The organism is Streptomyces sp. MBT53, from assembly GCF_016654115.1.
In the GTDB taxonomy this organism is placed as follows: Bacteria; Actinomycetota; Actinomycetes; order Streptomycetales; family Streptomycetaceae; genus Streptomyces.
Genome location: NZ_JAEQAZ010000083.1, coordinates 1 through 12039 on the forward strand (window position 1 = coordinate 1; position 12039 = coordinate 12039).

Below are 12039 nucleotides of genomic sequence, written 5' to 3' on the forward strand. Positions count from 1 at the left end.
CCCGGTCTTAAGGGGTGAGCCCATGCCCCTGCCGTGTGCGGGGCCGTGCGGGCGAGAGGGCGGGTGGGACATGGACCAGGGTGATGCGGTGCCGCTCGCCGAGCTGTGGGAGGAGCGTCGGTTCCTGCTCGATGTCGCCCGCTGGATGCTGGGCGACCCGGGATCGGCGGAAAGCGTCGTCGACGAGGCCTATCGGCGGTGGTACGGGCTGTCCGGCGCGGCGCGGCGGCAGATCGCCGTTCCCCGGTCCTGGCTCGCGAGGACCGTCGGCGGGATCTGCCTCGGCCGGCTCGCCCTGCCGACGGCCGAGCACGCTGCGTTCGCGCTCCGCGCCTTCGGGATGGCCCCCGGCACGGTCGCCGACATCGTGGGCCGCACGGAACCGGAACTCGCCGAACTCGCCGCACGGGCCCGGCAGTTGCTGCAGTCGCGGCGCACCCGCTCCACCCCACCGCACCAGCACGACACCGTCGTCCGCGCCGTACGCCGGGCGTGCGTCACGGAGAACGGCGACCTGCTCACCTCGTTGCTGTGCCCGGACGTCACGGCGTTCTTCGACGGCGGCGGCAAGATACGGGCGCCGACCGGACCGGTGCACGGCAGCGGGCCGGTCGCCGACAACCTGCTGACCCTCCTGGCCCGCCGCCCGCACACCACTCTGACCACCCACTCCGTCAACGGCCGCACGGGCCTCGTCGCCCGCTACGGCCGCCAGGTCACCGCCGTCATCAGCGTCGACGTCGCGAGCGACCGTGTCGCCCAGTTCTGGGTCATGCTCAACCCCGACAAACTCCGGCGCTGGAACCAGTCGGTCAGCGCGACGATTCCAGGATCACCACGACGACGGCGGTCATCGCCAGGGTGACCAGGACCATGGCGATGAGTGTTCCCCGCAGCCAGTGCCGGATCCGGGCCTGGTGTCGCGCCTCCATGGCGTCGAGGCGTTCGGCGATGTGGTCGGTCACCATGCGGGCGACGTGTCTCTGCTCGTCGACGTACCACTTTCCGATGTCCCGCTTCTGTTCGGGAGTCAGCCCCTCCACCCGCGTGGTGAGGTCCGCCACGCGGCGGTGCGTCGCTCCCATATGGGCCTCCTGGTACAGGAACCCCTCGATCTCGCTCAGGCCGCGGGCGGCCTCCTCACGTGCGGTCATGGCGTACCCCCGGTGGAATCGAGAACCCCGCGTGTTCATGCCGTGCTCCGTTCCTTCGTACGGCCGGCCGCCTGGTCCTGCGTGCGCTCACCCGTGACGAACGCGTCCCGCGGATGTTGCACCGAGGCGAGCGACACGAGGTCCCGGCCCGTCAGAACCGCGGTGAGCCAGACCGCCAGCACGCGGATCTTCCGCTCCCAGCTCGGCACCGCCAGCACGTGATAGCCCCGATGCATCAACCATGCCGGGAATCCCTTGATGACGATGCCCTTGTACTGGAAGATTCCCCGCCCGAGGCCCAGTGTCGCCACCACGCCGAGGCTGCTGTGGCGGTAGGGGCGCACGCGCTTCCCGCGCAGATCGGCCACGAGGTTCTTCGCGAGGAGCCTGCCCTGCCGTACGGCGTGCTGGGCGTTGGGGACCGTGCGCGCGCCCGGCAGCGGCGAGGCGAGGTCGGGAACGGCCGCGTCGTCGCCGGCCGCCCATACGCCGGGCAGCGGTTCGCTGTCGGTGCCCACGCGCAGATCGGCGCGGACCAGCAGCAGGCCCCGTTCGTCGACGGGCAGGTCGGTGTGGTTGTGCACGACCGGGTTCGAGGCGTTGCCCGCGGTCCAGACGATCAGTGTGGAGTCGTACTCCTGCCCGTCGGAGAGGACGACGTGGCCGCCCTCGGCGGACAGCAGCTGTGTGTTGAGGTGGACCTGCGCGCCCCGGCCTTCGAGGTGGCGCACCACCCAGGCGCCGGGTGTGTCGCTCACCTCGGGCAGGATGCGGTCCCTGGCCTCGACCAGGTGGAAGGACAGGTCGTCCGGGGCCAGTTCGGGATAGGGCCTGAGCATCGCGGTGGCCAGCGAGAGCAGTTCACCGAAGCCCTCGACGCCGGAGAACCCGCCGCCCACGAACGTGACGGTGAGCAGCTTGCGGCGCTCGGGGCCGGGCGGCAGCGACGCGGCCTGGTCGAACGCGGTCATCAGCCGGTCACGGATCGCCACCGCTTCCTCGACGTGCTTGAGACCGATGGCCTGCTGCGCGAGTCCGGGGATCGGGAAGGTACGGGTCACGGCACCGGCGGTGACCACGAGGATGTCGTAGCGCAGCTCGTAGGCGTCTCCGTGCACCGGGCGGACGGTCACCGTGCGGTCCGCCGCCCGGATCTCGGTCACGGTCCCCGCGATCAGCCGGGTACGGCTCAGGTGCCGTCGCAGCGAGACGACGGCGTGCCGTGCCTCCACCGAGCCGGCCGCCACCTCGGGGAGGAAGGGCTGGTAGGTCATGTACGGGCGCGGGTCGACGACCGTGACCCGCGCCTCGCCCCGACGCAGCTTCCTCTGCAGGCCCCATGCGGTGTAGAAGCCCGCGTAGCCGCCGCCGACGATCACAATCTCTCGCATGATTCCCTCTGCTTCGTTGTCCGTCACCACATAGACCGTGCGGGCGCCTCGGATGTGACATGCGAGGCGGTCTCGGACGCCGCGCGGGGAATCCATGGGCGTGAACGAGGAATGGGTGGGCAGACGGAGGTTCGGAGGTTGAAAACTATGATTCCCCTGCTTCTTGTTCTTCTGCTGGCCCTGATTCTCTTCGGCGCGGGTTTCGCGCTGAAGATTCTCTGGTGGGTCGCGATCATCGTGCTGGTGCTGTGGCTCGTCGGCTTTGTGGCCCGTCCGAAGGGTGGGAGTGGCCGCTGGTATCGCTGGTAGCACTGTTTTTCGGCACGTGGAAACAATTCCCGTGCAAACGAAGCGGAAAAGGGGACCGGCGGATTGTCCGCCGGTCCCCTTCCGCGCCGCATCGCCTGTCGGGTCCGGCGTACCCTACGGTGCGGATGTCGACAGGGTGGGGGGAAACATGGGCGACATGGTCGTGGTCGAGGACCTGCGTCGTACCTACGGCAGCGGTGACACCGCCGTGCACGCCCTGCGCGGGGTCTCCTTCAGCGTGCCGCGCGGTGAGCTCGTCGCCCTCAGAGGCCGATCCGGCTCCGGCAAGACCACAGTGCTCAACCTGGTCGGCGGTCTCGACGCTCCCGACGGCGGCCGGATCACCCTGGATGGCACCGACCTGGCCGGCCTCGGCGAGGACGATCTGCTGGCGCTGCGCCGCGACCGTATCGGCTTCGTCTTCCAGTCCTTCGGGCTCATCCCGATCCTCACCGCGGCCGAGAACGTCGGGGTCCCGCTGCGGCTGCGGAAGATCCCGGCCCGCGAGCGCGAAGCCCGCGTCGCCCTTCTGCTCTCCCTCGTCGGGCTCTCCGACCATGCCGACCAGCGTCCCGGCGAACTGTCCGGCGGCCAGCAGCAGCGCGTCGCCATCGCCCGCGCGCTCGCCAACAACCCGGCCCTGATCATCGCCGACGAACCCACCGGCCAACTCGACGCCGACACCGGCCTCACCGTGATGGATCTGCTGCGTGCCGTCGTCCGCAGCGAATCCGTCACCGCCCTCGTCGCCACCCACGACACCCAACTCCTCGCGCTGGCCGACCGTGTACTCGAACTCCGCGACGGCCGCATCGTCGAGGACGCCTGACCGCACCCGCCGCCGCGTACTCCGTCCGCCGTTCCGCATTAGCCTGGCCGTTGTCCCACCGCGTCAGCGCCAGCCTTCAACTCCCGGGAGACCGCGTGGCAGTTCCTCAACAGCGCACCGTGGCACCGGACTTGGACGAGCTGCGGCGCCGGGCCACCGCGGCCGCCGCCCCGCGCCGCGAAGAGGGGCTGGTCGTCTGCGAGAACCTGGTGCGGATCTACCAGACCGAGGGTGTCGAGGTGCAGGCCCTCCAGGGGCTCGATCTGACCGTGGCCGAGGGCGAGATGATCGCGGTGATCGGGGCCTCCGGATCCGGGAAGTCCACGCTGCTGGGCATCCTCTCCGGCCAGGACGTGCCGACCGCGGGTGCCGCCGAGGTCGCCGGACACGACCTGCTGGCCATGAAGCGCCGCGACCGGCTCGACTACCGCCGTACCACTGTGGGTTTCGTCTGGCAGCAGACCTCGCGCAACCTGCTGCCCTACCTGTCGGCGGCCGAGAACGTGATGCTTCCGATGACGTACACCGGGATCAGACGCACCCAACGACGGGCCCGCGCCGAGGAGTTGCTCGACCTGCTGTCCGTCGGCCACTGCCGGGACCGCACCCCGGACACCCTCTCCGGCGGTGAGCAGCAGCGGGTCGCCGTGGCCGTCGCCAACGCCAATGAGCCCCGGGTGCTGTTCGCCGACGAACCCACCGGCGAGCTCGACACCGCCACCAGCGACGAGGTCTTCGCCGCACTGCGGCGCGCCAACGAGGAGCTGGGCGTCACCGTCATCGTGGTCACCCACGACGCGCTGGTGTCCGAACAGGTCCAGCGCACCGTCCTGATCCGCAACGGCCGCACCTCCACCGAGGTACTGCGCCGGGTCGCCACCGGCGAGGACGGCGTCGACGTGCTCACCGCCGAGGAGTACGCGGTCCTGGACGCGAGCGGCCGACTGCAGTTGCCGGGCGAGTTCACCGAACGCCTGCACATGCGCAAGCGGGTGCGGCTCGCGCTGGAGAGCGACCACATCGGCGTCTGGCCGGACGAGGCGGCCCGGCGGGCCAAGTCCGAGGCCGAGGAAGCCATGTGACAGGCGTTCAGGTGAGGCGCAGTACCGCTCCCAACCGACGTCGGCGGGCGAGCACCGTCTCGGTGGCCGCCGCCGTGAGGATCAGTGCGGTCACGCCCGCGACGAGCGCCAGGGTCAGCGAGTAGTCGGTCCGCAGCGCCGGTTGGGCGGGCCCGCCGGTGAACTGCCGTAGGTCCAACGTCCCTGCCATGAGCCGCGGTTCGAGCAGTCCGAGCAGGGTGCCGCCCACCGCCGAGGCCACCGCCAGCGGCAGCAGTTGGAGGAAGTGCAGTGCCCCGGCTTCCCTGCCGCCCAGCCCCAGCGTGCGCAGGAACGACGTGGTGCGGCTGCGCTCGTCGGAGGTGAGGGTGAGTTCCAGGGCGAGCGCGAGCAGGCCCGTGAGCGCGGCGAGGATCGACGTGACGGTGTAGATCGTGCCGAGTCCTTGCGTCAGACCGTCCGCGCGCAGGGTGTTCAGCGTCTCGGAGCGGACCTGGATCCGGGCCAGCGGGCCGAGCGCCCTGGCCGCCGCCGACCGCAGTGCCGTGGGTTCGGTGCCGGCGGGAGTGCCGCCCTTGAGGAGCAACACGGTGCTGCCAGACGCTTGTTGGGGCAGCAGGCGGTCGGCCTCGGCGGTGGTGATCAGCAGCGGCGTCCCGACCGGTATCTGCGCCGTGACCGGCCCGAGGAGGGGGTCGTCGAGTTGCGCGGCGGTCAGGGTGCCGACCGGCTTGAGGGTCAGGTCCACCGGAGGCCGCCCCGGTGTCACCACCGTGGTGGTGAAGCCGCCGGTGCGCTCCCTCGCCCGGAGGCCGGGGGAGAGGAACGACGGCAGCGGGGTGCTCGCGTCGGCCCGGGTCCCCGCAAGCGCCGACGACAACAGGGCTTCGGCCAGCGGCGATTTCGGGGCTACGGCGGCCAGTCGGCGGGGATCCACGGTGATCACGGCGACCTGGGGGATCGCCGCGCCGTCGGCCTGTCCCGCCAGGTCGAGGACGCGCAGGCGCTGAACGGCGGTTCGTATCCCGGGGGTTGCCGTTTGGGGCGCCGCGGTCCCGGACACGGTCGCGCTCGCGTCGGCGCCGGTGGTCCAGGCCGCTCCCGCGGTCAGACCGTCGTCGATCGTACGGTGCACAAGGCCGCCGAACACGGCCGTGCCCAGGGTCAACACCAGGACGAACAGGGCCAGCCCGGTCGCCGGGGCGTCATGGGCGGCCCGCGCCGCTCCCACGAAGCCCACCGTTCCCCGGCCGCGCCGGGCCTGCCGTAGCACCAGGCGCAGGACGAGCGGATAGATCCGCAGCAGGAGCAGTACGACGGCCAGCGCCACCAGCACCGGGACCGCGCCCAGAATCCCGTCCGGGCCCTGCGAGCGCAGCGCGACCACACCGGCCGCCGCCCCGAGCAGCACTGTCAGCTCCAGGACCAGGCGTCGGCCGACGACCGTCTTCCGGCGTGTGCGCCGCAGCCGGCCGGGTCTGCGCGGCTCGCGGACCGCGAGCCAGGTCATCAGCGGCACGGTCAGTGCCACCACGGCGGTGGCTAGGGTAGCGGGCACCGGCTGCGGCGATCCGGAGGTGCCGGTGGGTGCGAGGGCCCGTCCGGCCGCCCAGCCGAGCAGCGCGGCGGTCAGCACCACCGGCCAGGCCACGGCACAGCGCAGCAGCACCAGCCGCGCGGTGGACGCGCCCCGCGCCCGCTGCAACCGCAGGTGCGACTGCCTTCGCCGCAGCAGCAGTCGTACCGCTACGGCCGCGGTGGCCAGCGTGACCGCGGCCAGCGCGTCGACGGCGAACGTCGCGAGGGATCGGGCCTGTTGGTCCTGCGCGGTGAACGCGTCGAGCATCGGCGTCAGGAAGTCGGCCAGCAATAGGGGCCCGGTCATCTGGCCGCCGACCTGGCAGGCGATGTCGCCCGTGACCGGGTCGACTCCCTGGCACAGGGCGGCGCTCAGGTCCGCGCTGTACTGGGACAGCGGCCCGGTCAGGGCGCGGGCCCGGTCGAGCGCCGCCCCGGACAGGTCGGCGCGCAACTCCCAGGTCACGCGTGGGCCGCCCACTCCGGCGCCGGCCAGCAGGTCGGCGGCGTCCAGGCCGACGAGACCGCGGACGGCGAGCACGGTGCCCGCGGAACGCTCCTGTGGGTGGCGCGACGGCTGGTCCAGGGTCTCCCGGCCGGTCCAGAAACCGTCGGTCGCGGCCGTGGTGCGATAGACCCCGCTCACCCGCAACTCCGCCTGGGGCGGGGCGTTCTGCACGCCGGGCGTCTTGGCGAACGCAAGCGTCAGCCGACTGCCGACCCGGACCCCCAGCGCCCGCGCGGTGGTCTCCGACAACCCGATCTGGGGCGCGGTGGCCAACGGTGTGCGGTCGGCCGGCGCGTGGCCGCTGACGTAGCGCAGATGGGCCCGCGCGGACGGCAGATAGCTGACCGTCAGCTCGGTGCTGGTGTTCGCCGGTCCCGGCGGTCGCGGTGAGAGCAGGGACGCCTGGTCGTAGTCGTAGCTGCCGCCGCCGGTGAAGGCCACGTGCCGGGCTGCCCCGCCGCCGAGCTGTTGGGTGAGGGTGCGGCCCGCGCCGAGCAGGGTGGCCATGTCCACGGCGGGCGGCTGGGTGTTGAAGACCTCCGGTGTGGTGCTCAGGCTGATCAGCGGCGCCTGGGACTGTGCCGCGTCGACCCGCTGTCGTAGCGCCCGGTCCTCCTGGCCGCCCGCGAAGGCGGGGGCCCAGGCGCACAGTGCCGTCAGGGCCAGGACCAGCACGGCGAGGCAGGCCAGCAGGGGCAGGTCGCCTCGGGTCTCCTTGCGGATCAGACGGCGCGTCACCGACACGTTTTTGGCCGTACGGCTCAACGGTCTTCCCCCGCTCGCAGCACACGCACCAGGTCCACCCGGGACAGCAACCGGGCCAGTGTCAGGACGACCGCGCTGATGGCGAGCGCGGTCGCCAGCGCGGTCAGCGCGACGGTGCCCCAGGGGATGATCTGCGGCAGTGGCGGATAGGGGGCCTGTCCGCTGTCGTCCACGGTGACGAGCGGCAGCACCGCCGCGGCCAGCGCCATGCCCATCAGCGCACCCGGGACCACCGCGAACAGCGCCAGACTCAGCTGCTCGGTGCCCAGCAGCGCGGAGAGGCTCTTGGCGCGGACGCCGATCGCGCGCAGCAGGGCGAACTCCTTGCGGCGCTGCCGGGTGGAGACCACCGCGTGCACGGTGAAGGCGATGACCGCGAATCCGGGGGCCAGATAACGGACCAGTTCCAGCGTCCGGCGGAGTCCGGTGCGGAACGGGTCGGCCCGGAGGGAAGCGGCGGTCTGCGCCGTGGTGGTGACCTGGCCCAGCGCGGGTTGTGCCGCCACGGCTGCGGCCGTGCGCGCGCTGTCGGTGCTGTTGAGCCACCAGAACGCGGGATCCTCCTGGTCCACGCCGGCCTGTGTCAGCGCGGTGGCGAGCTGTCGCTGATCGGCGATCAGATGGCCCTGTCCGCGGCCCAGTCCGGGCGGTGAGTCGACTCGGCCCACGATCCGGGCGGTGACCCGGCCCTCGCCCAGGTCCAGGGTGGTGGTGCCGCCCACGTTCAGCCGTGCCTCGCGCAGCGCTGTGGCGTCGGCGCGCACCGGAAGCGGCGCGGGACCGCCCGCGGGACCCGCCACGAGCCGCACCTGGCTGCCGGGCTGGGTGTCGTAGTCGCTGTCGGACAGACCGCCGAACGCGTCCGAGGTCGCCCGGGAGGGTCGGATGCCGGTGCTGATGGTGGTCCGCAGTACCTCGGAGCCGACCGGGGCGATCGAGCACACTCCGGAGGTGCCGGGTTCGTAGCTGCCGGTCAACTGCCCTTTGCAGGCGCCCTCGGTGGCGTCGGAGGCGTGGTCCGTGCCGTCGGCCCAGAGCTGCTCGCCGGGGAGCCGGGTGACCCACTTGTCCGTGGTGTCGCGCGCGCCGACCCGGATCAGTGACAGGTCCAGTCGCGCGGGACGCGTGTTCGGCTGTGGCAGGACGTTGATGGCGGTCATGGTCAGCGGATAGTCCCGTGGGTGGCCGCCGCTCAGCGCCACGCCGAGCGGGATCGCGACGGTGTGTCCGGCTCCGTCGGCGGTGGGCAGCCGGGTCGTCACGACGCTGACGAGGCCGGACGCGTCCTGCACGGTCAACTCCACGCTCGGCGCCACACGGTTCCCGTCGCTGCGCAGCCGCTCGTCCAGCAGCAGCGCGGTCGGACGCCCGGGGAGCGGTATCCCGGGCACGACCGGTGCCGGGGTGCGGGGAGCGGGCCCGCCGACCGTGCCGACCAGATCCTCGGTCACGCCGCCGGGCAGGTTCACCGACGTCCGCGTCACCGGGGTCACGTCGGTCACCGCGGGCAGCGCGCGATAGGCGGCGCCCAGGACGGGGGAGGGGTAACCGTCGTCCGCCGAGGGGGAGATCCGCACATCCGCGCCGACGGTGAACGCGGCCTGCTCGGACGCCAGACCGCCCAGACAGGCCAGCGCGGTGGTGGCGAAGGCGCTCACCGACATGGCCAGGCACATCAGCACCACCGGTCCCGCGTTGCGTGCCGCCCGCCGGCCCAACTGCCAACCGGCCAGCGGGAGTACGAGACCCCGACCACGCCGGCCGAACGCGTCCAGCAGCAGCGAGGTCAGCGGCAGCAGCCGCAGCAGCAGGAGCGCGGCGGCACCGGCCACCAGAGTCGGCACCAGGACCAGCACCGGGTCCGCGGAGGCGCTGCCCGTGCCCACGTCGGAGATCAGCGAGTGGTGCCGCCGTAGCTCCAGATAGCCCAGGGTCGCGACGGCCAGCAGGGCCAGGTCGGCGCCCAGCCGCTGGGCGGCGGCGGCCCGTGCGCCACGGGTCGGCCGCGACCGGGCCGACGGCAGCACGGGCAGCAGTACGGCCGCCGCGTGCACGAGCAGGGTCAGCCCTACGGCGGCCCAGGCGTCGGTGCCCCGCCGGCCGGGGTGCAGCAGCCCGGCCAGGAAGGGGGCGGCCACGGCGGCCGGGACACCGGTGAGCGCCCACTCGGCCGCGGCACCGCGCAGCAGCCTCGGGGTGCCGGCGCCTCTGGCCTGCTGGAGCGCCAGTTCCTCGCGCCGGCGCACGGTCAGCTCGCGGGCGGCCAGCACCAGGGTGGCCAGGGCGAGGACCGCCAGGAGCACGCTGGGCAGGTACAGCGAGGACCGGGCGGCCACCGTCGGCACCGTCAACTCGTCGATGGCGCCCGGCAGTCCGGAGGCCACCGTCACATCGGCCAGCGAGGGCTGGTGCCCGCCGAACACCGACACGCCGCTCTGGCTGCCGGAGAAGGCACGCAGCCGGTCGCCGAGGGCGGTGAGGCCGCCCGCGTCGAGCCGGGAGAGGTCGGGCTGCACACTCCAGTGGGCCGTCAGATGCCCGTTCAGGACGGCGCTGCCGTTGAGAGCCGACGGCGAGACCACCAACAGGTCCTGGTCGGAGGTCTCTCCCTCGGCCAGGTCGCCGGCCATCGCGGGCCAGAACCCGACGGCACCGGTCGCGCGGTAGACGCCGGTGATCCGCAAGGTCATGGCCCGGTTGAAGGCGTCCTGCACCCGGAGGCTGGTGCCGGGCCCGATGCCCAGGCGTTTCGCCAGCGCGTCCGGCACCGCCGTGTCGACCGGGGCGGTGGACCCGGTGGAGACCCTGACCTCGGGCAGCGAGGTGAACGCGCCGGCCGGGGCGTCGGCGGTACCGGCGGGCCACCGCCCGGCGACCAGCCGCCCGAAGCTGCCGCCGTCCTGCACGGCGACCGGATGCAGCCCCGTGCCTCCGGGGGTGCGCGGCGCGCCCGCGACCCCGTCGACGCCCGTCACCGAGACCGGCGAGGTGCCCAGCAGTCCCACATAGGTCCGCTGCGGCACCCCGGCGAACACGCGGTCGGCGGCGGCCCGCACATCGCGATCGGCCGCGGCCATTCCTCCGGCGCGGAAGGACGCGTTGACGTTCACCTGCGCGTCGAGGTCGGCGGCCAGTCGCCGTACGGCACCGGCCTGCACCGAACTGCCCGCCAGCGAGGCGAGCGTGGCCAGCGCCGTCGCGCACAGCAGTACGGTCACCGCGACGGCGGCCAGCACCAGCCCGTGCTGTGCGGCCCGCCTGGCGGCCACGGGAAGGCGGCGCCGGGCCGGACGCGGAGCACCGGGGCCTCGCCGCGGCGAAGACCTGACGGCCGTGGCGACCACATGAACCCCCGCAGAATCGAACATGTGACGTACGGCGCGTCACAGTCCTACCAGGCGCTCTTCGGACGACGCAAGAATCGTCGGTCACCGGCGCCCGTGAACTGACCTTTCGCATGGCTTCAGTTGAGACGCGGGAGGGGTGCTTGTACCACCGGACGCACGCCGCTGACCAGGGCTTCGGCCGTCGCGTTCAGGTTGTGTTCAGGCTCGGACGGGACTCGGCCAACTCACGCACCAGAAGCGCCAAAGCTCTGGCAAAGGGGGCTGGGGCGAGTGCCGCACAGCATGTCATCGTGCCTGCCATGACGACAGATCACCTCACGCATCACAGGCCCCCGGGCCACGCACGAAACACGGCGAGCAAGGTGCCGGAGGTGACCGTCTACTTCTGGATCATCAAGGTGCTGACGACCGGAATGGGAGAGACGGCCTCCGACTTCCTGGCCCACGCGTTCGGCCCGATCCCCGCCGTCGGCCTCGGCGGCATCGCCCTGGTGGGCGCGTTGGCGGTGCAGCTCGCCGTCCGGCGGTACGCGGCCTGGATCTACTGGACCGCGGTCGTCATGGTCAGCGTCTTCGGCACGATGGCCGCCGACGTCCTGCACGTCGGCCTCGGTGTGCCGTACGCGGTCTCGACACCGTTCTTCATGGTCGCGCTGGCCGCGGTCTTCGCCCTCTGGTACCGCTCCGAAGGCACCCTGTCCATCCACAGCATCCACACCCGGCGCCGCGAACTCTTCTACTGGGCCACGGTGTTGGCCACCTTCGCCCTGGGCACCGCCGCCGGGGACCTCACCGCCACGATCGGCCTCGGCTACCTGGGCTCCGCCGTCCTCTACGCCGTCGCGATCGCCGTTCCGGCAATCGCCCACCGGTGGGGCGCCCTGAACGCGGTGGCCGCGTTCTGGACGGCGTACGTCATCACCCGCCCGCTCGGGGCGTCCGTCGCCGACTGGATGGCCCTGAGCCACAGCCGGGGCGGCCTCGCCATGGGGCTCGGCCCGGTCACGCTGTCCTGGACGGTGGCCATCCTCGGTTTCGTGGGGTACCTGGCGTTCTCCCGCAAGGACGTTGGCCAGGGCGCCGTGAGCTGAGGGACG

At 72.5% G+C, this 12039-nt stretch carries 9 protein-coding genes; 5 read left to right on the forward strand and 4 right to left on the reverse strand.

The annotated features are described in order from the left end of the window. The first annotated feature begins 70 nt into the window (after window positions 1–70). Complete coding sequence (locus tag JHN45_RS27380; RefSeq protein ID WP_201051030.1) at window positions 71–865, forward strand: RNA polymerase subunit sigma; 795 nt, start codon at window positions 71–73, stop codon at window positions 863–865. Here JHN45_RS27380 and JHN45_RS27385 read toward each other — a convergent pair. Further along, complete coding sequence (locus tag JHN45_RS27385) at window positions 813–1154, reverse strand: hypothetical protein (protein ID WP_234469923.1); 342 nt, start codon at window positions 1152–1154, stop codon at window positions 813–815. The two genes, JHN45_RS27380 and JHN45_RS27385, sit on opposite strands and share 53 nt — an antisense overlap. Before the next feature lie 35 nt (window positions 1155–1189). Next, complete coding sequence (locus JHN45_RS27390; protein WP_201051031.1) at window positions 1190–2545, reverse strand: NAD(P)/FAD-dependent oxidoreductase; 1356 nt, start codon at window positions 2543–2545, stop codon at window positions 1190–1192. A 147-nt stretch (window positions 2546–2692) separates the two neighbouring features. On the opposite strand from JHN45_RS27390, the gene JHN45_RS27395 reads away from it, so the two are divergent. The 3 genes from JHN45_RS27395 to JHN45_RS27405 all read left to right on the forward strand — a co-directional run bounded on the left by JHN45_RS27395 (window position 2693) and on the right by JHN45_RS27405 (window position 4765). Then, window positions 2693–2854: a hypothetical protein gene (locus JHN45_RS27395; RefSeq protein ID WP_026178601.1), complete on the forward strand. Its 162-nt coding sequence runs from the start codon at window positions 2693–2695 to the stop codon at window positions 2852–2854. 148 nt (window positions 2855–3002) lie between these two features. After that, complete coding sequence (locus JHN45_RS27400; protein ID WP_200711824.1) at window positions 3003–3683, forward strand: ABC transporter ATP-binding protein; 681 nt, start codon at window positions 3003–3005, stop codon at window positions 3681–3683. Window positions 3684–3814: 131 nt separating this feature from the next. Continuing rightward, window positions 3815–4765 carry an ABC transporter ATP-binding protein gene (locus JHN45_RS27405; RefSeq protein WP_201051053.1) on the forward strand — a complete coding sequence of 317 codons (951 nt, stop codon included), beginning with the start codon at window positions 3815–3817 and terminating at the stop codon, window positions 4763–4765. Window positions 4766–4772: 7 nt separating this feature from the next. Here the strand turns inward: JHN45_RS27405 and JHN45_RS27410 are convergent, their stop codons facing one another. Both JHN45_RS27410 and JHN45_RS27415 read right to left on the reverse strand, forming a co-directional pair. Further along, the gene (locus tag JHN45_RS27410) at window positions 4773–7568 is read right to left on the reverse strand and encodes a hypothetical protein (protein WP_201051032.1); all 2796 of its coding nucleotides are present in this window, start codon (window positions 7566–7568) and stop codon (window positions 4773–4775) included. Between the two features lie 23 nt (window positions 7569–7591). Further along, window positions 7592–10864, reverse strand: a complete 3273-nt coding sequence (locus JHN45_RS27415) for an FtsX-like permease family protein (RefSeq protein WP_201051033.1) — start codon at window positions 10862–10864, stop codon at window positions 7592–7594. Between the two features lie 377 nt (window positions 10865–11241). Between JHN45_RS27415 and JHN45_RS27420 the strand changes: the two genes are divergently transcribed. Then, window positions 11242–12033 (forward strand): hypothetical protein, encoded by a 792-nt coding sequence (locus JHN45_RS27420; protein ID WP_201051034.1) that lies wholly within the window; start codon window positions 11242–11244, stop codon window positions 12031–12033. The last annotated feature ends 6 nt before the right edge of the window (window positions 12034–12039 follow it).

Coding starts and splice junctions, on each gene's coding strand:
- JHN45_RS27380 (WP_201051030.1), top strand. CDS start 71: ATGGACCAGGGTGATGCGGTGCCGCTCGCCGAGCTGTGGGAGGAGCGT.
- JHN45_RS27385 (WP_234469923.1), bottom strand. CDS start 1,154: ATGACCGCACGTGAGGAGGCCGCCCGCGGCCTGAGCGAGATCGAGGGG.
- JHN45_RS27390 (WP_201051031.1), bottom strand. CDS start 2,545: ATGCGAGAGATTGTGATCGTCGGCGGCGGCTACGCGGGCTTCTACACC.
- JHN45_RS27395 (WP_026178601.1), top strand. CDS start 2,693: ATGATTCCCCTGCTTCTTGTTCTTCTGCTGGCCCTGATTCTCTTCGGC.
- JHN45_RS27400 (WP_200711824.1), top strand. CDS start 3,003: ATGGGCGACATGGTCGTGGTCGAGGACCTGCGTCGTACCTACGGCAGC.
- JHN45_RS27420 (WP_201051034.1), top strand. CDS start 11,242: ATGACGACAGATCACCTCACGCATCACAGGCCCCCGGGCCACGCACGA.